The sequence below is a fragment of the Sphingomonas sp. SRI_018 genome, assembly GCF_057586275.1.
Genome location: NZ_JBYCZO010000003.1, coordinates 119513 through 139740 on the forward strand (window position 1 = coordinate 119513; position 20228 = coordinate 139740).

General features: G+C 68.8%; 23 protein-coding genes and 1 tRNA gene. 11 read left to right on the forward strand and 13 right to left on the reverse strand.

The features are described 5' to 3' along the window. Window positions 1-59 precede the first annotated feature (59 nt). From AC2YHA_RS16020 to AC2YHA_RS16040, 5 genes are all read left to right on the forward strand, one after another. A complete protein-coding gene (locus AC2YHA_RS16020) occupies window positions 60-764 on the forward strand; it encodes a DNA methyltransferase (RefSeq protein WP_487402404.1) in 705 nt (234 codons plus the stop codon). Beyond that, the gene (locus AC2YHA_RS16025; protein ID WP_487402405.1) at window positions 716-1675 is read left to right on the forward strand and encodes a DNA methyltransferase; all 960 of its coding nucleotides are present in this window, start codon (window positions 716-718) and stop codon (window positions 1673-1675) included. Before AC2YHA_RS16020 ends, AC2YHA_RS16025 begins: the two co-directional genes overlap by 49 nt. A gap of 104 nt (window positions 1676-1779) precedes the next feature. Beyond that, on the forward strand, window positions 1780-2199 hold the full coding sequence (locus AC2YHA_RS16030; protein WP_233784002.1) for a glycine zipper 2TM domain-containing protein: 420 nt from the start codon (window positions 1780-1782) through the stop codon (window positions 2197-2199). A gap of 21 nt (window positions 2200-2220) precedes the next feature. Next, a complete protein-coding gene (locus AC2YHA_RS16035) occupies window positions 2221-2580 on the forward strand; it encodes a hypothetical protein (RefSeq protein ID WP_487402406.1) in 360 nt (119 codons plus the stop codon). Window positions 2581-2663: 83 nt separating this feature from the next. Then, window positions 2664-3089, forward strand: coding sequence for an OsmC family protein (locus AC2YHA_RS16040; RefSeq protein ID WP_487402407.1), 426 nt, complete (start codon window positions 2664-2666; stop codon window positions 3087-3089). Here the strand turns inward: AC2YHA_RS16040 and AC2YHA_RS16045 are convergent. The 3 genes from AC2YHA_RS16045 to AC2YHA_RS16055 all read right to left on the reverse strand — a co-directional run bounded on the left by AC2YHA_RS16045 (window position 3070) and on the right by AC2YHA_RS16055 (window position 3652). Next, a complete protein-coding gene (locus AC2YHA_RS16045) occupies window positions 3070-3225 on the reverse strand; it encodes a hypothetical protein (RefSeq protein ID WP_487402408.1) in 156 nt (51 codons plus the stop codon). The two genes, AC2YHA_RS16040 and AC2YHA_RS16045, sit on opposite strands and share 20 nt — an antisense overlap. Window positions 3226-3244: 19 nt before the next feature. Next, complete coding sequence (locus AC2YHA_RS16050; RefSeq protein ID WP_233784005.1) at window positions 3245-3406, reverse strand: hypothetical protein; 162 nt, start codon at window positions 3404-3406, stop codon at window positions 3245-3247. A 114-nt stretch (window positions 3407-3520) separates the two neighbouring features. Then, complete coding sequence (locus AC2YHA_RS16055) at window positions 3521-3652, reverse strand: hypothetical protein (protein ID WP_487402409.1); 132 nt, start codon at window positions 3650-3652, stop codon at window positions 3521-3523. A gap of 1032 nt (window positions 3653-4684) precedes the next feature. Between AC2YHA_RS16055 and AC2YHA_RS16060 the strand changes: the two genes are divergently transcribed. Both AC2YHA_RS16060 and AC2YHA_RS16065 read left to right on the forward strand, forming a co-directional pair. Further along, the gene (locus AC2YHA_RS16060; protein WP_233784006.1) at window positions 4685-5014 is read left to right on the forward strand and encodes a glycine zipper 2TM domain-containing protein; all 330 of its coding nucleotides are present in this window, start codon (window positions 4685-4687) and stop codon (window positions 5012-5014) included. 120 nt (window positions 5015-5134) lie between these two features. Next, window positions 5135-6307, forward strand: a complete 1173-nt coding sequence (locus tag AC2YHA_RS16065; protein WP_487402410.1) for a glycosyltransferase — start codon at window positions 5135-5137, stop codon at window positions 6305-6307. 97 nt (window positions 6308-6404) lie between these two features. Here the strand turns inward: AC2YHA_RS16065 and AC2YHA_RS16070 are convergent, their stop codons facing one another. From AC2YHA_RS16070 to yajC, 4 genes are read right to left on the reverse strand one after another with little or no spacing between them, the layout of a single operon-like run. Then, complete coding sequence (locus AC2YHA_RS16070; RefSeq protein WP_233784008.1) at window positions 6405-6791, reverse strand: Mth938-like domain-containing protein; 387 nt, start codon at window positions 6789-6791, stop codon at window positions 6405-6407. Next, window positions 6788-7744, reverse strand: coding sequence for a protein translocase subunit SecF (gene secF / locus AC2YHA_RS16075; protein WP_233784009.1), 957 nt, complete (start codon window positions 7742-7744; stop codon window positions 6788-6790). Before secF ends, AC2YHA_RS16070 begins: the two co-directional genes overlap by 4 nt. Window positions 7745-7756: 12 nt before the next feature. Then, window positions 7757-9358: a protein translocase subunit SecD gene (gene secD, locus AC2YHA_RS16080; protein WP_233784010.1), complete on the reverse strand. Its 1602-nt coding sequence runs from the start codon at window positions 9356-9358 to the stop codon at window positions 7757-7759. After that, window positions 9358-9699 (reverse strand): preprotein translocase subunit YajC, encoded by a 342-nt coding sequence (yajC, locus tag AC2YHA_RS16085; protein ID WP_233784011.1) that lies wholly within the window; start codon window positions 9697-9699, stop codon window positions 9358-9360. Before yajC ends, secD begins: the two co-directional genes overlap by 1 nt. Window positions 9700-9855: 156 nt before the next feature. Here yajC and AC2YHA_RS16090 point away from each other — a divergent pair. Beyond that, window positions 9856-9932, forward strand: a tRNA-Pro gene (locus AC2YHA_RS16090). A 176-nt stretch (window positions 9933-10108) separates the two neighbouring features. Here the strand turns inward: AC2YHA_RS16090 and AC2YHA_RS16095 are convergent. From AC2YHA_RS16095 to AC2YHA_RS16120, 6 genes are read right to left on the reverse strand one after another with little or no spacing between them, the layout of a single operon-like run. Next, the gene (locus tag AC2YHA_RS16095) at window positions 10109-12187 is read right to left on the reverse strand and encodes an NAD-dependent epimerase/dehydratase family protein (RefSeq protein ID WP_487402411.1); all 2079 of its coding nucleotides are present in this window, start codon (window positions 12185-12187) and stop codon (window positions 10109-10111) included. After that, entirely contained in the window at window positions 12184-13272 is a 1089-nt protein-coding gene (locus AC2YHA_RS16100; protein WP_487402412.1) for a CgeB family protein, read from the reverse strand. The genes AC2YHA_RS16095 and AC2YHA_RS16100 overlap by 4 nt, the downstream gene beginning before the upstream one ends. Beyond that, window positions 13269-14375 (reverse strand): CgeB family protein, encoded by a 1107-nt coding sequence (locus AC2YHA_RS16105; RefSeq protein ID WP_487402413.1) that lies wholly within the window; start codon window positions 14373-14375, stop codon window positions 13269-13271. The genes AC2YHA_RS16100 and AC2YHA_RS16105 overlap by 4 nt, the downstream gene beginning before the upstream one ends. Beyond that, window positions 14372-15472, reverse strand: coding sequence for a glycosyltransferase family 4 protein (locus AC2YHA_RS16110; protein WP_487402414.1), 1101 nt, complete (start codon window positions 15470-15472; stop codon window positions 14372-14374). The genes AC2YHA_RS16105 and AC2YHA_RS16110 overlap by 4 nt, the downstream gene beginning before the upstream one ends. Before the next feature lie 8 nt (window positions 15473-15480). After that, window positions 15481-16563 (reverse strand): SDR family NAD(P)-dependent oxidoreductase, encoded by a 1083-nt coding sequence (locus AC2YHA_RS16115; protein ID WP_487402415.1) that lies wholly within the window; start codon window positions 16561-16563, stop codon window positions 15481-15483. Next, the gene (locus tag AC2YHA_RS16120; RefSeq protein WP_487402416.1) at window positions 16560-17675 is read right to left on the reverse strand and encodes an SDR family NAD(P)-dependent oxidoreductase; all 1116 of its coding nucleotides are present in this window, start codon (window positions 17673-17675) and stop codon (window positions 16560-16562) included. The genes AC2YHA_RS16115 and AC2YHA_RS16120 overlap by 4 nt, the downstream gene beginning before the upstream one ends. A 213-nt stretch (window positions 17676-17888) precedes the next feature. Here AC2YHA_RS16120 and AC2YHA_RS16125 point away from each other — a divergent pair, with 213 nt between their 5' ends. The 3 genes from AC2YHA_RS16125 to AC2YHA_RS16135 are packed head-to-tail and all read left to right on the forward strand — an operon-like array spanning window position 17889 to window position 20217. Further along, a complete protein-coding gene (locus AC2YHA_RS16125) occupies window positions 17889-18488 on the forward strand; it encodes a histidine phosphatase family protein (RefSeq protein WP_487402417.1) in 600 nt (199 codons plus the stop codon). Next, a complete protein-coding gene (locus tag AC2YHA_RS16130; RefSeq protein WP_487402418.1) occupies window positions 18485-19297 on the forward strand; it encodes a TIGR04290 family methyltransferase in 813 nt (270 codons plus the stop codon). Before AC2YHA_RS16125 ends, AC2YHA_RS16130 begins: the two co-directional genes overlap by 4 nt. Next, entirely contained in the window at window positions 19294-20217 is a 924-nt protein-coding gene (locus AC2YHA_RS16135; RefSeq protein ID WP_487402419.1) for a glycosyl hydrolase, read from the forward strand. The genes AC2YHA_RS16130 and AC2YHA_RS16135 overlap by 4 nt, the downstream gene beginning before the upstream one ends. Window positions 20218-20228 lie beyond the last annotated feature (11 nt).

The following is a 20228-nucleotide window of genomic DNA, read 5'->3' on the forward strand; positions in this document are numbered from 1 at the left end:
TTTGGACTGGTTTGGATCACGCAATGTTCCGCCGCGGCTACGGGCGCGGGAGGCGGGACGTGGAGATCGCCAATCATCTCTTCTACGGTGACAATCTCGATGTGCTGCGCGAGCACATACCGGACGAGAGCGTCGATCTGATCTATCTCGACCCGCCGTTCAATTCGAACGCCGGCTACAACGTGCTGTTCAAGGCCGCGAACGGCGCCGGCGCCGATGCCAGCATCCAGGCGTTCGACGATACCTGGACATGGGGGGACGGTTCCAAGGAAGCTTTGCTGGACATCGCCGCCGGGACCAACCGGGCGCTGCAGGTGATGATGGAAGCGATGCACGCGGCGATCGGCGAGAATCCGCTGATGGCCTATCTGGCGATGATGGCGGTGCGGCTGGTCGAGCTCCACCGCGTGCTCAAGCCGACCGGAAGCCTTTACCTCCACTGCGATCCGACCGCGAGCCACTATCTGAAGCTGGTGCTCGACGCCGTGTTCGGCGGCGAGAATTTCGTCAACGAGATCATCTGGAAGCGCAGTGATTCCAAGAACGACGTCGGTCAGGGCGCCCGGCACTTCGGACGCGTGAACGATACGATCCTCTTTTATCAGAAATCCGACAGAAGGATCTGGAATCCCCAGTTCACGGCACTGGACGAAACCTATATCGCCAATTCTATCGCTATGCCGACCCGGACGGCCGCCGCTGGAAGCTGGACAATATGCTCGGCCCCGGCGGCGCAGCCAAAGGCAATCCCGAATATGAAGTGATGGGGGTCAAGCGGTTCTGGCGATATTCGCGCGAGCGGATGGAAGAGTTGATCGCCGCCGGCCGTGTCATTCAGACGAAGCCGGGCAACGTCCCGATGTACAAGCGCTATCTCGACGAATCCAAGGGGACGTCGGTCACGACGAACTGGTCCGACATCAGCATGATCCGGGGATGGTCGGCGGAGAAGCTCGGCTATCCCACGCAGAAGCCCCGCGCGCTTCTGGAACGTATCATCTCGGCCTCGTCCAATCCCGGTGATGTCGTGCTCGATCCCTTCTGCGGTTGCGGGACCGCGGTCGATGCCGCGCAGAAGCTCGGCCGGCGATGGATCGGGATCGACGTCACTCATATCGCCATCGGCATGATCGAGGACCGGATGCGCAGCGCCTATCCTGGTATCTCCTTCGAGACGGTCGGCGTCCCGCGCGATCTCGCCAGCGCCGAAAAACTGGCCACCGACGATCCGCACCAGTTCCAGCAATGGGTGTGCTGGCATGTCGGCGGGTATCCGCGCGACAAGAAGGGCGGCGACAAGGGTGTCGACGGCTGGTTCAACTATCTCGCCGAAGGGGGCCGGATCGGAACCGGGGTGATCAGCGTCAAGGCAGGCGACAACATCGGCCCCACGATGGTCCGCGACTTCGGTCGCGTCATGGAACGCGACAGGCATCGGTTCGGGCTGTTCGTGCTGAAGTCACGACCGACCCGCGGGATGCGCGACGAGGCAGCGTCGCAGCCGATGATCGAGACCGAGTTCGGCCGTTTCCCGGCGCTCCAGTTCGTAACGCTGCCCGAACTTTTCGACGGTATCCAGCCCCGGCTGCCGCCGCTGATCAGCCCCATGAGAAAGGCCGCACGGGTCGAGATGCGCACCAGCCATCAGCCGGGCGCGCAGGGCAGCCTGCTCTGACCCGCTTGGCCTGCCGCATCCCCGATCCGCCCGGACCTGCGTCATGCAACCGAACCTCTCCTCGCGCGTTCGATACAAACCCGTAACAACATGGGAGAGATGCCATGCGTGCGTACGCGTTCGGAATGATCGCGGCGGCGACGCTCGTCGCCGGCTGCAGCGATTACGACGGCTATGGCGGGGGCCCTGGCTATGCCAGCGATCGAAGCTATCGCTACTATGACTGGAACCGGCCCGATCCCAGCTACGGCGGCTATTATGCCAACCGCTACTATCGCGACGACCGCCGCTACCGCGAGCGCCGCCTCGGCCGCAACGACCGTATCTACGTCGGCGAGGATGGCCGTTATTATTGCCGACGTTCGGACGGCACTACCGGTCTGATCGTCGGCGGCATCGCCGGCGGGGCGCTCGGCGCCGCGCTCACCTCGGGCCGCTCGGAGACGCTGGGCGTGCTGCTCGGCGCCGCCGGAGGTGCCCTGGCAGGACGCGAGATCGACCGCGACAACGTCCGTTGCCGCTGAGCTGACGAAGGGAGCGCGCGCATGGCCCGCCGCAGCGACCGCACCCGTTCATCCCGGCTCACCACCGCGGCGATCGGCGCGGGGCTGATCGGCGCCGGCGCGCTCGCCTTCGCATGGTGGCGCAGGAACGCCACTGGCGGCATCTTCGGCACGCCGGAGCCGGACGGGACCGAGCTCGACCTCGCCGTGCGCGACGGGCACCCGGCGCCCGATCTTGACCTTGATCGTCCCCGTCCCGGACCGCGCGATCGTGCCCCCGACGCGTTCCGGCCGGACGGGGACGCTCCCGTGCCGCCGGAGGAACGCGACGCGCTCCGGCCCGCGCTCGCCCGGCCGGACAGGCAGCTCGCCGATACCCCGCCTCGTCCGGCGCCGGGTTGATCGGCTGCGACCGGCATCCTGGTCATGGCGCTGTCGTCAGCGCTCCCTATCTAGCGGATCTCAGCAGCAAGAGGAGACGCACGATGACGACGCGCACCGCCACCGCCCGCTACGAGGGCTTCGGCAAGGACGGCAAAGGACAGCTCACGTCCGCATCGGGCGTGCTCGACGGGACGCCCTACAGCTTCAACACCCGCTTCGGCGACGAGAAGGGCACCAATCCCGAGGAGCTGATCGCCGCCGCCCACGCCGGCTGCTTCACCATGGCGCTGAGCTTCGCGCTGGCGCGGGGCGGCTACAGCGAGGGCAGCCTGGAGACCAAGGCATCGGTCAAGCTCGAGCAGGACGGCGGCGGTTTCACCATCACCCGCTCGGACCTCGAGCTCACCGCGCATGTGCCCGGTATCGATCCGGAGGAGTTCGCCCGCCTCGCCGCCGAGGCCGAGGCCAACTGCCCCGTTTCAAAGCTGCTCAAGGCGGAGATCACGCTCAACCATCACCTCGCCTGAAACGGCGGCGGCTGCGCAACAGCCTGCTCCCCGCCGCGATCACTCCGGCGGCGAGCAGGTTGGCGACGAAATCGCTCACCAGCGGCTGCCGGAGCAGCCTGCGCGAACTGCGGGCGAGGCGCTTGGCGCGCTTCATCGTGAGGTGAGGCGCGGCGTCAATCAGCCTTGGTCAGCGAGCTCTTGCGCTCGACATGTTCCTTCGGCGCCGGACGGTCACGGTCGAGGGTATCCTTTGGATCGGTATCACTCCCGACCTCCGGATTCTCGGTCGAGATATTGGGGCGCGGCTGGGTGCGGGTTCCCATGCGGTCGTTCATCGAAGCTCTCCTGTGCTTGCTGGAGAGAACCCCTGTCCGCTTGCTCCCGTTCCCCGGAGCGCCGGTGACGACCACGCGCCCGCGCCGACGTCATCGGCGCGGACGCGATGGGGATCAGGCCTCGTCCTCGGTTTCGCCCTCATCCTCCTCCTCGTCGAACGCATCCTCTACGTCCTCGTCCTGCTCCTCGGCGGTCTCGGCCTCATCCGTCTCCTGCTCGACGATCGGCTGCTGCTCGTCCTGCATCACGTCCTCCATGGGTGCGCCGGTGATTCGGGCGCCGGTCCAGTCGAGCGCAGCTTTGCGACTCCGCCGCGTCGGCTTCGCGACAAGCGGAGGAAATACGATGAGACGTTTGCAGCAGGTCCCCAGGCGGCGAGCGGCCAGCCAACGAAAAGGGGGCCGGCATCGCTGCCAGCCCCCGGTCGCCGGACTTCGGTCACGGGGTGTCGCGACCTGGTTTCGGCGGCTGGATCCACCCGCGCCGGCAAGGGCTGCAGGCTTCACCTGTTTCGGTCACCGGGGCCGGCAGCGGCGCTTCGCGGGAAGCGCGTGTCCACCGGCCTCGGCGGCCAGCGGCGTCGAAGGGGATCTCCGATGCCGTTCGGTCTCCGGCGATCACCGCATCTCGAAAGATGCCGCATCACTCCGTCGACCTCGGCGCCGGATCGCTCCGTCGCCGTTCGTCTCCGGTTCGTCACCGCCATCCCGAAGGATATCGGCTCGTTTCCCATCGACCCGACGCCGGGTCGCCCCGCCGTCGTTCGATCGCCGATCGCTCCGCCAGCCGCTCCGAGGAGCGCCGCTTCGCTTTCGTCGATCATCGCCCGACGATCGCCGGGGGCAATCGTCCTGCCATGGTCTCTCCGTTCGTCCGGCTCCGCGCCGCAAGCGGCTCGAAGTCGATCGGGCGGCGAGCCCATCGCACCGATCGCCCGTGCGGTTTCCTTGCGGCACCAGCACCTCGATCGTGGCGAGCAAGCCTTTGATCCTTTGTCGATTTCTCGACAATCTCTCGTCGTCTTGCAGGGATGATGCTGTCATGGACGGCGAGTCGCGCCAAGCAGGATCACCGCGCGCGCGCCTGTGGATAATGTGGATATTGGGGATCGTTGTGCCGGCGAATCGAATGGCCCACGCACGCCGCCCCGATAGCCGGACGGAGACGATTCGCCAACGGCTATTGCTCTATTCGCCTTGTTGTCGGAGGTTCATGCAACCTCGTACAAGGTGGTGGCGTTACGGAAACGATCCAATCAAGGATGAGGGAGTCCAGTCATGCGTAACCTGTTGCTCGCTATCGGCGCGGCGACGTTGGTCATTCCGACGGCGGCGGTGGTGCCGATCTCTGCCGGCACCTCCTATGGCAAGGCCGATGCGCAGAAGCGCTACAAGTATCGCGAATGGCGTGGCCGCGACGGCCGTTATTATTGCCGCAAGCCGAACGGCACCACCGGCCTGATCGTCGGCGGCGTCGCGGGCGCGCTAGTCGGCCGCTCGATCGACAATCGCGGCGACCGCACGCTCGGCACGGTGCTCGGCGCTGGCGCCGGTGCGCTCGCCGGCCGTGAGATCGACCGCGCCGGCAGCCGTCGCCGCTGCCGCTGAGGAAGTTCGCCTGAATATGGTCGAGGGGCGGCCATGCCGCTCCTCGATCCAGCCGAAATCGCTCTAATCATCGTACCAGTGCAGTGACCAATTAACCGGCGACGCGTAAGACCGCTCGCGATGCTGCGCGTACTGACCCTGTCGACGCTTTTCCCCGACGCGAGCCGGCCCAATTTCGGCATCTTCGTGGAGCGCCAGACGCGGGGCCTGGCAGCGCTCCCAGACGTCGAGCTGCGCGTGGTCGCGCCGATCGGGCTGCCGCCTTTCCCACTCGACCGGCTTGGACATTATCGTGCCCTCGCCAGTCTGCCGCGACGCGAACAATGGCGGGGGCTCGACGTGCGGCGACCGCGCTTCACGGTGCTGCCGGGCACCGGCGGGCGCTTCCATGCCGGTGCGCTGATCCGGGCGCTCACGCCGCTGTTGAGCGACATGCGCACCGCCTTCCCTTTCGACATCATCGATACGGAATTCTTCTTTCCCGACGGGCCCGCGGCGGTCGCGCTGGGACGGCGATTCGGCGTGCCGGTGTCGATCAAGGCGCGCGGGGCCGACATCCATCATTGGGGCCATGCCCCCGCCACTGCCGCGCAGGTGATACAGGCGGGCCGCGACGCCGACGGGCTGCTCGCGGTATCGGATGCGATGCGCGACGACATGGCCTCGCTCGGCATCCGCGCGGACAGGGTCGCCGTCCACCGCACCGGCATCGACCGCAGCCGCTTCCATCCGCGCGACCGCTGCGCCGAGAAGGCACGGCTCGGCGTCACCGGACCGCTGATCCTTTCGGTCGGGGCATTGATCCCGCGCAAAGGTCACGACGTGGTGATCGATGCAGTAGCGCGGCTGCCCGGCACCACTCTGCTGATCGCGGGCGAAGGCCCCGAGCGGCCGGCGCTCGAGGAGCGGATCGCCGAGGTGGGTCTGGGCGAGCGGGTGCAGCTGCTCGGCGCAGTGCCGCACAGCGAGCTGCCGGCGCTGTTCGCCGCTGCCGACGTGATGGCGCTCGCCTCGGCGTCCGAAGGGCTCGCCAACGTCTGGGTCGAGGCACTGGCCAGCGGCACGCCGATCGTGATCACCCCGGCGGGCGGGGCACGTGAGACGGTCGACCGTCCCGCCGCCGGCCGCATCGCCGAGCGCACGCCGGAGGACTTCGCCAGCGCGATCGCGGAGGTGCTGCTCGACCCGCCCGATCCGGGCGCGGTCGCCGCAGCCGCCGAGCGGTTCAGCTGGGAGACGAATGCGATGCAGTTGCGCGATCATCTCGCGCAGCTGGTGGAGGCTCGGCGATAGGGCGGGTTGACCCCTCGTGCCCCTGCGAAAGCAGGAGCCCAGGCGGCAAGCGACACGCCCATGATCCAGCGCTCCTGCTTCCGCAGGAGCACAGGCGCTATTTCGATTCCTGATCTAGAGAATAGAGCGCGCCGACGATCCAGCGTCCCTCGGCACGGAGCACGCCCCAGGCACGCGCGGCGGCGCGGCTGTCCATCGCCTCGACGCCGATCCCCCGCGCCTCCAAGGCTGCGGTGAAAGCCGGCGACGGCCGCACCAGCGTGGCGCCGGTCCCGAGCAGGAGGAACTCGGGCACGGGATCGAGCGCGAGCACCGATGCCACGTCCGCTTCGCCCAGCGCCTCCAGCGCTGGCGGTTCCCAGCCGTCGGCGCGCTCGGGCGTGATCAGCAGGGCACGGTAGACATTGTCGTCGATACGGAAGCCGCCGTGCGAGAAGCCGGCGATCACCGGCCCCGACGCAACAGCATTCCGGTCCATCCTCATGGCTGTTCGGCGATCCGCTCCGCCTTGCCGCCGCTGCCCGGCGCCGGCGGCTGCGCGCGCAGGCCCAGCGTGATCAGCAGCGACGAGGAGACGTAGATCGACGAATAGGTGCCGACGATCACGCCCAGGATCATCGCCGCGGTGAAGCCGCGCAGCACATGCCCGCCGAGGAACAGCATCGCCCCCAGCGCGAGCAGGATGGTGACCGAGGTCATCACCGTCCGCGGCAGGGTCTCGTTGACCGAGAGGTCGACGAGATCGCTCATGCTCATGCTGCGGTATTTGCGCATGTTCTCGCGGATGCGGTCGTCGATCACGATCTTGTCGTTGATCGAATAGCCTATGATCGTCAGCACCGCAGCGACGATGGTCAGGTCGAACTCGAGCTGGGTCAGCGCGAAGAAGCCGAGCGTCATCAACAGGTCGTGCAGGATGGCGACGAAGGTCGACACGCCGAACTGCCATTCGAAACGAAAGATCGCGAACAGCGAGATGCCGATCATCGCCAGCACCACCGCGAGGATACCGTTGCGCACCAGCTCGCTCGAGACCTTGCCCGACACGGTCGAGTAGCGGCTGAAGGTCGCGCCGGGGAATTCCTTCGCCAGCGCCTGCTCCACCGTGCGCACGACGCGGTTGGTCGCGCCTTCGTCGGCCCCGTCCTGCACCGGCAGGCGGATCGTCACCAGCCTTGGGTCGCTGAACTGCTGCAGCGTCGAGGTGCCGACGCCGAGCCGGTCGATCGTCGAGCGCACCTTGTCGATCTCGGGCGGCGACGGGAAGCGTTCCTCGATCATCAGGCCGCCGACGAAGTCGACGCCGAAGTTGAGGTGTTTGACCCCGACCAGCGCCACCGACGCGATCGACAGCAGCAGCGTGAGCCCGAACGCCCAGTAGCGCAGCCGGACGAAGCCGATGTTGGTGTTGTCGGGAACGATCTTCAGGAGGCGCATGACGTCTCGGCCTCAGATATTGATGTCGGTCGGGCGATTCTTGCGAATCCACAGCGCGACCAGCATGCGGGTGAAGGTGACGGCGGTGAACACCGAGGTGGCGATGCCGATCAGCAGCACGACGGCGAAGCCCTTGACCGGCCCGGAGCCCATCAGCAGCATCACCAGGCCCGAGATGGCGTGGGTCATGTTCGCCTCGAAGATGGTGCGGCTCGCTTCCTTGTAACCGAGCTCGACGGCCTGGACGACGCTGCGCCCACGCCGTCGCTCTTCGCGGATGCGCTCGTTGATCAGCACGTTGGCGTCGACCGCGGTGCCGATCGTCAGCACGAAGCCGGCGATGCCGGGCAGCGTCAGCGTCGCGCTGATGATCGCCATCGCCGCCAGGATCACGAACACGTTGATGATGACGGCGAGGTTCGCATAGACGCCGAACCGCCCGTAGGTCACCAGCATGAAGGCGACCACCGCCGCCGCCGCCACCGCGGAAGCGAGGATGCCGGCGCGGATCGAATCCTGGCCGAGGTCCGGTCCGACGGTACTCTCGTCGACCACCTTGAGGTCCACCGGCAGCTTGCCCGATCGCAGCGCGATCGCGAGCTCGTTGGCCGACTGGACGCTGAAGCCGCCGCGGATCTGCGCGCGGCCGCCCATGATCGCCTCGTCGATGTTGGGGGCGGAGATCACCTGGTTGTCGACGATGATCGCGAATGGCTTGTTCACATTCTCCTGCGTCACCCGGGCGAAGCGGCGGCCGCCCTCGCCGTTGAAGGTGATCGCGACCACCGGCTGGCCGTTCTGCTGATCGAACTCCTGCCGCGCGTCGGCGAGCTGGTCGCCCGAGATCACCGTCGAGCGCTTGAGCGCGATCTTGCGCTGGCCGCTGGGATCGTCGGCGAAGGGCAGGATCACGTCGCCGATCGGCGCGATGCCCTGCGCCACCTGCTGCGGATCGGCGTTGACGTCGACCAGCTTGAACTCGAGCTTGGCGGTCTTGCCGAGCAGGTCCTTCAGCGCCTGCGGGTCCTGGAGGCCCGGCACCTGCACGACGATGCGATCGGTGCCCTGGCGGATGATGGTCGGCTCGCGCGTGCCCAGCTCGTCGATGCGGCGGCGGACCACTTCGGTGGCGACGCTCATTGCGCGGTCGACTTCCTGGGCGAGCCCCGCCTTGGTCGGCGTCAGCACGAAGCGGGTCGAATCGACCACCTCGACGTCCCATTCGCGCTGGCCGGTCATGCCGACGCCGCTGCCGACGATGCCGAGCAGCCGCTCGCGCGCGGCATCGACCTGGCTCGGGTCCCGTACCATGAAGCTCAGCTTGCCGTCGCGGCCGGAGATGTCGCCGATCGCGATGGTCGGATTGCCCCGCCGCATCTCGGTCGCGATCTGGTCGCGCATGGTTTCGATCTTCGCGGCGGCGACGTCGTTGGTGTCAGCCTCGAGCAGCAGATAGCTGCCGCCCGCGAGGTCGAGCCCCAGGTTGATGCGCGGCAGGTTTACCGGCGACTGGCTGACGATACGCTCCGGCAGCAGGCTCGGGATCGCGAGCAATACCGCGATCAGCAGGACGCCGACGATCCCGGTGATCTTCCAGCGGGGAAAGTCGAGCATCAGTCGTTCGCGGGCTTGGCGCCGCCCAGCGGCGTGATCTCGGCGATGGTCGCCTTGACGACGCGCACCTTGACGGTGGGGGCGATCTCGACCTCGACGAAGCGGTCCTCGACCTTGGTCACCTTGCCGACGACGCCGCCCGCGGTGACGACCTGATCGCCCTTCTTGACCGCCTGAATCGCGTTCTGCAGCTCCTTCATCCGGCGCTGCTGCGGACGGATCATCAGGAAGTAGAAGGCGATGAAGATGAGGACGAGCGGCGCCATCGAGATGATGGTGGCGAGTCCGCCGTCAGCGGAAGCGCCGCCTGCGGCCTGGGCATAAGCTGGGGGAATGAACATGGCTCTCGCGTGGATAGGGGCCCCGCCGGGCGGATCGCCCGGACTTATCCGGCGCCAGCTAACACCGGATCGCCGCGCGCGCAACGGCGACGCTTGCATCGCGGCGAGACGCGGCCTAAGTGGCGCGGCCTCGGGGCCCGCCCCGAGACCCATGGTCGGGGCGTAGCGCAGCCTGGTAGCGCATCACACTGGGGGTGTGGGGGTCGCAGGTTCGAATCCTGTCGCCCCGACCAGTTTCACGATGGTGACGGTTTCTTCAAGCTCCTCCCCGGGACGGGGAGGGGGACCAAGTCGCGCAGCGGCTTGGTGGAGGGGGCCCGCCGCAAAGGGCGTTCCGGGATGAGAGCCCCCTCCACCACCGGCCTGCGGCTGGCGGTCCCCCTCCGCGTTCCGGGGAGGAGTTTGTTTTTCACTCCGCCGCGCAGGTTAGTTCCAGCTCCTCGGGCGGCGTGCCCTGCGCCAGCTCCTCGGCGAACCAGGCACAGGTGCTGACGAGGCCCGTCCGCAGATCGACGCGCGGCTCCCAGCCGAGCAGGCTGCGCGCGCGGGTGATGTCCGGCCGCCGGCGGCGCGGGTCGTCGACCGGGAGCGGATGATATTCGACACGCGGATTGACCCGCGTGATCGCGGTGACCTGCTCGAGCAGCTCGTTGACGGTCATCTCGTCGGGATTGCCAATGTTGATCGGCTCCATCCCGTCGAAATCATAGCATTCCATCAGCCGGATCAATGCCTCGACGGTATCGGCGACGTAGCAGAAGCTGCGTGTCTGGCTGCCATCGCCGTAGATGGTGATCTCCCGCCCCGACAGCGCCTGGCAGATGAGGTTCGACACCACCCGGCCGTCGTCGAGGTGCATGTGCGGGCCATAGGTGTTGAACAGCCGCGCGACGCGCACCTCCGCCCGGTCCATGCGGCCGAAGTCGAAGGTCATCGCCTCGGCCGCGCGCTTGCCCTCGTCGTAGCAGGCGCGCGGGCCCGTGCAGTTGACGAGGCCGCGATAATCCTCGCGCTGGGGATGCTCCTCGGGATCGCCGTAGACCTCGCTGGTCGAGGTGAGCAGGAACCGCGCGCCGGACAGCTCGGCCAGGCGCAGGAGCTGGTCGGTGCCGACGACGCAGGTCAGCATCGTGTGCTCGGGATCGACCTGATACTGCGGCGGCGAGGCGGCGCAGGCGAGGTTGTAGATGCGCGTGAACCGCCGCGCGCGCGCGGTGATCGAGGGCGGCAGCGGATGGGTGACGTCGGCCTCGACGAACTCGAAGCGGGGATGGCCTTCGAGATCGCCGAGGTTGGACGGGCGCGCGGTCTGGAGATTGTCCAGGCACACGACATGGTCGCCGCGCGCGAGCAGCTCGGCACAGAGATGCGAGCCGATGAAGCCGGCGCCGCCGGCGACGAGGGTGAGCGGTGCAGTCTCGACTCTCATGATCGCTTTCCTCGCTTTTGCCTGGGTGAGATGGTGTTCGAGCTCCTGGGCCCGGTGGACGGCGGTGTGCTCCGCGAGCACCCGCGCACGGGCGGCGGCGCCGAGCGCGGCGACATCGCGGCCGAGCGCGGCGACCGCATCCTCGGTCGTGTCGGCGAGCAGGATCTCGCGGCCCGGCGCGAACAGGCTGTCGAGCCCGTTCCAGCGGTCCGACAGGATCGGGGTTCCGCAGGCGGCAGCCTCGAACAGCCGCACCGACGGCGACCAGCCGGCCGCGATCATGTCGGCGCGGGTGACGTTCAGCGTCAGGCGCGAGGCGCCGTAGAATTCGCCATGGCGCGCGGGCGGGAGGTGCTCGATGCGCTCGACATTGGCCGGCCAGGCGATGCCGGCCGGATATTGCGGGCCGGCGACGGCGAAGCGCCTGTCGGGGCAGCGCCGCGCGGTCTCGATCAGCAGCCGCTCGAGCGCCGGCTGGCGATCGTCGCTGTAGGTGCCGAGATAGCTGAGGTCCCACCGCTTCGGCACGTCGAGCGGGCGATAGGCCTCCGCATCGACCGAGCAGTAGAGCGCGCGCGCCGCCGGCGACCCGAACTCGCGCTCGATCCGGCCGAGCGTCGGGCCGCCGGTGAAGGAGAGATAGAGGTCGTAGCCGGGGATCACCTCCGGCGAGAGATATTCGAAGTCGCCGCGCGCCAGCTTGGCGAGGGTGACCGGGGTGTCGATGTCGTAGAAGGCGGTGACGCCACGTGCGTGCTGCCGCACGAAACGGGCGACCTCGACGCCGTCGGGCACATAGGAGCCAACGATCACCGCATCCGCCTCGGCGATGGTCGCCGCCCAGGTCTCCAGCGCCTGGAGGTCGGGATAATATTGCAGCCAGCAATAGTCCGGATCGACGAGGTCGCGGTGATCGCCCGCGTACCAGGGCACCTCGCGCTCCAGGAACAATATGTCGTGGCCGCACGCGGCGAACGCCTTGAGCAGCGCGCGGAAGGTGGTGGCGTGGCCGTTGCCCCAGGAGGAGCCGAGGCTGAGGCCGAGGACGACGAGCTTCATGCCGCCTCCCTCGCACGCGCGGCGTGGCTGCGGAGGATCGCGTCGACCTCCGCCCCGCGCAGCGCATAGCTGTGCTCGGACAGGACGCGGGCGAGCGCCGCCCTGCCGATCGCGCGGGCGCGCTCGGGGGTGAGCGCGGCGAGCAGGTCGGCGACATCCTGTCCGTCGCGGGCGACCAGCACCTCGGCGTCGGGCTTGAGGAACAGCTCGATGCCTTCCCAGGCGTCGGTGATCAGGCAGGCAGCGGCGCCGGCCGCCTCGAACACCCGCGTCGCCGGCGAGAAGCCGATGTGCGCCATCGAATCGCGCGCGACGTTGAGCACGGCGAGCGGCGTGCTGTTGAGCGCATTATGGTCGGCGGTGCCGACATGGCCCAGCCGGCGGACGTTGCCGGGCATGGGCTTGTCGTCCCAGCCGTTGCCGCCGAGCAGGAAGCTGCGACCGGGCAGCAAGGCGGCCGGCCTGAGGAAGAACTCCTCCACCCGCGCCTCGCGGTCAGGCAGCCGGTTGGCGAGGAAGGCAAGGTCCGAGGCGAAGCGCCCGTCGCGCGGCACCGGATAATGGGTGTCGGGATCGAGCGCGTTGTAGATCGGCACGCAGTGCGCGGCGCCGAAGCCACGGTAGGCCTCCACCACCGGCGGGCCGCCGCCGTAGGTCAGCACCATGTCCAGCTCCGGCAGCGCCCGGCGCACCGGATGCGAGGCGTCGGCGCGCATCTCGTCGAGCGTGGCGGCGGCGTCGACGTCCCAGAACAGGCGGATCGCGTCCGGGCGGCTGCGGGCCAGGATGCCCTCCAGCAGTTCGCGGTCGAACACGCCGACGCCGCTCGCCTTGACGACGATGTCCGCCGCGCCCGCCTCGGCGAGCACCGACTCCAGCCCCTCGGCGGTGGCAGGATAGACGACGACGCGCGCCCACATCGGCGGGTCGATGTCGCGGTGCCGCTGACGGTCGAAGGCGTCGGGCTCGTAGAAGCTGATGTCGTAGCCACGTCCCGCCAGCGCTCTCAGGATGCCGCGGTAATAGGTGGCGGCGCCGTTCCAGTAGGAGGACAACAGGCTCGATCCGTAGAAGGCGATCTTCATGCGGCATTCCTTGCTGGAGCGGCGAGGCGGGCGGCGATGGCGAGCAGCTCGTCGACCCGGTGCGCGCAGCTGTGGCGGGCGCGGATCGTCTCCAGGCCGTGCGCAATCAGCGATGAGCGCAGGTCCGGATCGTCGCGGAGAGCGGCGAGATGGCGGGTCATCTCGGCGCCGTCGCGGGCGACGAGATAGTCGGTGCCGGGGCGGAACAGCCCCTCGGCATCCTCCCATGGCGCCGAGACCAGCGGGATGCCGCAGGCAAGCGCCTCGAACACGCGGATCGTCGGGATGCCGGGCAGGATCGTCGCATAATAGCGGCGCGGCACATGGACGGTGGCGAGGTGGCGCGCGAAGATCTCCGGCGCGCGGGCGTTGGGCGCCCAGCCGCGATAGCGTGCGCCGTGGCGGGCAAGCGCCGCCAGCGCCTCGGCAGGATAGCGCACGCCGTAGATGTCGAGCGGCAGGCCGGCCGCCTCGGCGGGACGGAGCAGGAAGGCGGCGATCTCGTCGCTGCGCTCGCCGTCGCCCCAGTTGCCGACCCACACCAGCCCCTTGCGGCACCCCTCCTCCGCCGGCGGATGGAAACGGCGGAGGTCCGCGGCTTCGTGCCAGACCCATACCCGCTCGCCCCAGCCCCAGCGGCGATAGACCTCCGCCAGCGCCTCGCCGAAGGCGAGCACGCCGTCATAGGCGGAGAGGTCGTAGGCGCGCATCTCCTTGGGTGCGCTGACGGCGCGATGATGGGTGTCGTGGAACAGCAGGATGAAGCGCCCGCCTACCGCGCGCAGCCGGCCGAGTCCGGCGACCAGCGCCGACTCGTTCCATTCGTGGACGATGACGAGATCGGCGCCGTCGACCTGTTCGGCGAGGTCGGCATCCTTGCCCAGCACGGTCGAGCTCAACTCGGGATAGGCGCGGCGATAGGGCTCCAGCCCCTGCTCGCCATGGTCGGCGAGGAGATTGGCGAGGCTCCAGGCGTCCTCGGGCTCGAACACCCGCACGTCATGGCCGCGCGCGATCAGCTCGCTCAGCACGCCGCGCAGGAAATGGGCGTTGCCGTGGTTCCAGCAGGACGCGAGCGAATGGGTGAAATAGACGATCCTCATGCCGCCACCCTCCTTCCGGCCGGATGGTGCGCGACCAGGCGCGCGTAGAGCCGCAGCATCGCTTCCGCCATCGCATCAGCGGTGTAGCGTGCGGCGCGCTCGCGGGCGGCGGCGCCGAGGCGATGACGGCGGTCGGCGTCGCCGATCACGCTTTCGATGGCGCGGGTCCAGCCGGCCTCGTCCTCTCCGGCGACGAACAGCGCGGCCCCGTCCCACAGCTCGCGAAACACGGGCATGTCGGACAGCACCAGCGCCGATCCCGCGGCGGCCGCCTCCAGCACGGCAAGCCCGAACGGCTCGAACCGCGCGGCGGAGACGAACACCGGCCGGCAGGCGAACTGCCGTGCCATGCCGGTGGCATCGAGCGAGCCGAGCAGGTGGAGGTGCCGGAGGTCGGCGGCTTCGCCATGCGGACCGGCAATCGGGCCTGCCGCGTGGAACGGCACCGCCAGCCGCGCCGCGACCCGATCCAGCAGCGCGGCGTTCTTGGCGCGATCCCAGAGGCGGCCGGCGGTGAAGGCGCAGTCCTGCATCGCGCCATTGGCTATCGGCGCGAAGGCGCGGCCGTTGTGGATCACCGCGGGCGTGCGCGGCAGGCCGTAGAGGCGTGCGACCGTGCGGGCATAGCCGGCGCTCGGCGCCGCCACCGCATCGGCAGCGCGCAGCCCCTCCCCCGTCAGCGAGCGATGCCAGTGGAATTCGCGCGGCAGCGGCTTGCCGGGGCGGGTCCCCTGCCACCAGGTCGAGACGCAGCCGTGCGCGACGGCGAGCACCGGCACCGGCGGCGGTGCGGCGGCGCCGAGCGACGGCATGTTGAGCTGGACGAGGTCGACATGCTCGTCACCGGCCAGCTCGGCGATCGCCGCGCCGGCGGCGAGGATCGGCGCGGGGCCGTCGCTCAGCCAGTCGAGCGGCAGGCCGGTCTCGACCAGCCGCGCGCCGGGAATGGCGGCCGCCTCGGCACGCTGCGCCGCGGACGGCGGAGGCCCCAGCAGTGCGATCACCGTCTCGACCTCGCGGCCGCCGAGGGCGCGGGCGAGGTCGGTGGCATATTGCCACACGCCGCCGACCGCGTCGGCGGTGAGCAGGATGCGCATCCGCCCGCTCACAGCGCCGCCGCCGTGCGGAGCGGGACGACGCGCGGCTCCTCGTGTGGAAGTGCGATGCCGCGCTGCTCCGCCAGCCACTGCGCGAGCCGGGCGACGCCGCGGCGCCAGGGCACCTTGGGGCCGAGCGCCAGCTCCTGCTGCGCGGCGCCGGTGTCGGCGACGAAGTAGCGCTGGTCGCCCGCGCGCCACTCGGCGTTGTCACAGGCGACGTCGCGCTCGATCAGGCTCGCGATATGGTCGAGCAGCGTCACCAGGCTCACCGCATTGCCGGGCCCGCCGCCCAGGTTGAAGGCGCGACCCGCGACGCGGTCGATCCGGCGCCAGGCGCCGAGATAGGCCTCGACCGCGTTGGAGACGTCGAGGATGTCGCGCACCTGATAGCCGTCGCCGTAGATGGTGACCGGCTGGCCCTCCAGCGCGCGGATCAGGAAATGCGCGACCCAGCCCTGGTCCTCGGTGCCCATCTGGCGCTGGCCGTAGATGCAGCTCATCCGCAGCACCGCGGTCGGCAGACCGAAGCTGCGGGCATGATCGAGCACATATTGGTCGGCCGCGCCCTTCGAGCAGCCATAGGGCGTGTGGAAGTCCAGCGGCCGGTCCTCGCCGATGCCGTTGGCGCGGATCGCCGGGTCCGCCGGCACATAGCCGCGCGCGGTGCGGGTGAAGGCGAGGTCGCCGAGATCGCCGTAGACCTTGTTGGTCGAGGCGAAGACGACCGGGATGCGCTGCCCGCTCTCGCGCACGGCCTCCAGCAGGTTGAGCGTGCCGAGCACGTTCACCTCGAAATCCTCGCGCGGATCGGCGAGGCTGGTGGTGACCGCGACCTGCGCGGCCATGTGGAACACCGCCTCCGTCTCGCGCACCGCCCGGGCGAGTTCGCCCTGGTCGCGGATGTCGGCGATCACCTCGACGATGCGGCCGGGATGGTTCTGCTTGAGCCAGGCGAGATTGGTCTCGACGCCGGGCCGCGACAGCGCGTCGTAGACGATCACCTGGTGTCCCTCGGCGGCGAGCCGGTCGGCGATGTTCGAGCCGATGAAGCCGGCGCCGCCGGTGACGAGGATCGGCGCGCCGCTCATGCCACCAGCCCCCGTGCCTCGAGCTCCGCGCGCGCTTGACCGACGCGGTCGACCGCGGTCTGCCGCCCGACCCATTCGGCGAGCTCGGCCAGCCCCTCGTCGAAGTCCTTGCGCGCGGTGAAACCCAGCTTCTCCGCCGCCAGCGCGCCGTCGCAGAAGCAGTGGCGGATGTCGCCGACCCGCGCCTTGCCGACGATCTCCGGCGCCACGTCGTTGCGGTGCATCGCGTGGGCGAGCGCCATGGCGACCTCGGTCACCGACCGATCCTTGCCTGAGCCGATGTTGAAGGTCTGGCCGCTGATCCCCGGTTTCTCCAGCGCATCGGCGAAGGCGCGCGCCACGTCCTCGACATGGACGAAGTCGCGCCGCTGCTCGCCGTCCTCGAACACCAGCGGCCGCTGGCCGTGGAGCAGCCGGGAGGCGAAGATCGCGAGCACGCCGGTATAGGGATTGGAGAGCGCCTGGCCGGGGCCGTAGACGTTGAACAGCCGCAGGCACACGCTTTCGATGCCGTAGGGCGCGCCCATGATGTGGGTGGTGCGCTCCTGCACATATTTGCCCAAGGCATAGATCGAGGCGAGGCTCGGCCGCTTCCACTCGGGCGTCGGCAGCGGGGTGAGCGGATGGCCGGCGATGTCGACCGGGTTCCAGATCTTCTGCCCGTCGCGCACCAGTCCGCGCTCGGCATCCTCGATCAGGTTGCCGGCCATGTCGCGGTACAGCCCCTCGCCATAGATGCTCATCGACGAGGCGGTGACGACCCGCCGCACCGGATGGTCGATCAGTCGCTCGAACAGCACCGCGGTGCCGACGTCGTTGGCCGAGGTATAGCGCTCCACCTCGTACATCGACTGGCCGACGCCGACCTCGGCGGCGAGGTGGACGATGCTGTCGATCCCATCCAGCGCACGCGCGACCGCATCGCCGTCGCGCACGTCGGCGCGGATGAGTTCAGCCTCGGGATCGAGTTCTTCGGGTCGCCCGGCATCGCCGTGAACCTGTTCGAGCAGGGAATCGAGAATACGCACGCGATAGCCGCGGCGGAGCAATTCGGAAGCCACCTGCCGGCCGATGAAGCCCGCGCCTCCGGTGATCAGAACATGTTCGGTCACGCCGTTCCTCTCGCTGAATCGCCGCGCTCGGCAGCGGTGGATGGTGTCGATCAGGTGGTTTCCGGAACACCTTCTTCTTCATCTTGTTCCCGATTCCGGCTTTCGATAACCTATGTTAAACTCTTGATATAACATGGATTAATTCGGAACTTTTCCGGCGCGATCCGGTTGGGAAGCATCTATGTTGATCCTTCCCCGCCCCCTTCCCAGCGCATGAGCGCGCGCATCCATCTCGTCCGCCATTGCGCGCACGCCGATGTCGGGCGAGTGCTGAGCGGCCGGCAGGCAGGTGGTGCGCTCACTGCCGAGGGACGCGCCCAGGCGCATTGGCTGGCGGGCGAGATCGCGCGCGGGGAGCCGATCGCCGCGATCCATTCCAGCCCGCAGCAGCGCGCCCGCGAGACCGCGAAGGAAGTCGCCGACCGGCTCGGCCTGACCGTACGCGTCGTCGCCGCGCTCGACGAGATCGACTTCGGCAAATGGACCGGCCGCAGCTTCGCCGAGCTGGAGGCGGACCAGGCGTGGCAGTCCTGGAACGCGACCCGCTCCACCGCCTGCCCGCCCGGCGGCGAGACCATGGCCACCGCGGTCGGGCGTGCGGTCAAGCATGTCGAGGCGGTCGCTTCCGGCAACCCCAAGGCCGCGGTGCTGTGCGTCAGCCACTGCGACATCATCCGCGGCGTCGTCGCCCATTACCTCGGGCTCGGGCTCGACAACCTGCTGCGCTTCGACGTCGACCCCGGCTCGGTCAGCACGCTCATCGTCGGCCCCTGGGGCGGACGGCTCCACACGCTCAATCGAGGACACGCATGAGGAGAAGCAACATCGCCCGCATCGATTCCGCGAAGGAGGCCCTGCGCGAGCGGATCGAGGCGCTCGCGCCTTGGTTCCAGAACATCGACCTGGACGGCATCCCGACCGCGCCCGATCATTTCCTGGGCGACTATCCGGCGTTCAAGTTCCAGCGCTTCGCCGACGCGCTGCCGGCGGATCTCAGCGGCAAGTCGGTGCTCGACATCGGCTGCAACGCCGGCTTCTACGCGGTCGAGATGAAGCGGCGCGGCGCCGAGCGCGTGCTCGGCATCGACACCGACGAGCGCTATCTCGCCCAGGCGCGGCTGGTGGCGGAGACGCTCGGTTATGACGATATCGAGCTGCGCAACCTCTCGGTCTACGATGTTGCCGCGCTCGGCGAGCGCTTCGACCTCGTGATCTTCATGGGGGTGCTCTATCACCTGAGGCACCCGCTGCTCGCCCTCGACCTGATCCGCGAGCATGTCGCGGGCGACCTCATGCTGTTCCAGACGATGCAACAGGGCTCGCCCGACGTGCTGCAGGTGCCGGAGGACCATCCCTTCCACGTCCCCGGCACGACCCAGCCGCCGAGCTTCTTCGACAACCCCGCCTATCCCAGGATGCACTTCATCGAGCGCGCCTTCGCGCACGACTGGACCAACTGGTGGGCGCCCAACGCCGCATGCAGCCAGGCGATGCTGCGCGCCGCCGGCTTCGCGATCGAGGCCAATCCCGAGCCCGAGGTCTATCTCTGCCGCGTGGCGCCGGTGCCCTACGCCCGATACGGCCCGGCTGCGGTCTATCCAGCACAGGGAGCGGCGGAATGATCGAAGCCGCGATGATCTGGAACGAGCCCAACAACAAGTCGCACTGGGACCCGGAGCTCGATCCCGACTGGGCGATTTACGCCGACACCGTGATCCGCACCGGCGCCGCGATCCGCGAGATCAACCCGGCGGTGACGCGGGTGCTGGGTGGCATGTCGCCGATCGATCCGCACTGGCTGGACCGGATGCGCGGGCACGGCGCGCTCGACGCGGTCGACGTGGTCGCGGTCCATGGCTTCCCGCTCGACTGGAACCTGTGGCCGATCCACGCCTGGCCCGATCGGATCGCCGAGATCGAGGCGGCAGCGCCCGAGAAGCCGGTGTGGGTGACCGAGGTCGGCGTCGGCTCGTTCGGCGCCGAGGAGGTGCAGGTGTTCGGCCTCAAGCGCACCGCCGAGCTGCTGATCGGCCGCGTGCCCAACATCTATTGGTATTCGCTGTTCGACCTGCCGATGGCCTGGGGCGCCGAGACGCGCCACCGCGAGGCGGAGGGGTCGAGCTACTACCGCCATTTCTACATGGGCCTGATCCGCGAGGACGGCACGCCCAAGCCCGCGCTCGACGACTATGCCAAGGTCGCGGGAGAGATGGGCCTGATGCAATGGTTCCACTTCCACGACCCGCGGCTCGACGAGGCGGTCCGGTGGATGAAGCGGCTCGGCACGCGCAAGCTGCGCACCGGCCTCAGCTGGGCCGACAGCTTCCGCCCCGATGCGCTCGACTGGTTCGACCGGCAGATGGAGGCGCTCGCCGATTTCGAGGTGACGCTCACCTTCTGCTTCACCCCCGAGCATCTCGGCGCCGGGCAGCATCACACCAGCCCGCCGCACGACCCTCAGCAGTTCGCCGATTTCTGCGCCTGGATGATCGACCGCTACGCCCCGGCGGTCGCCGACCGGCCGGCCGTCGCCAACGCCTGAAAGGAGGACCG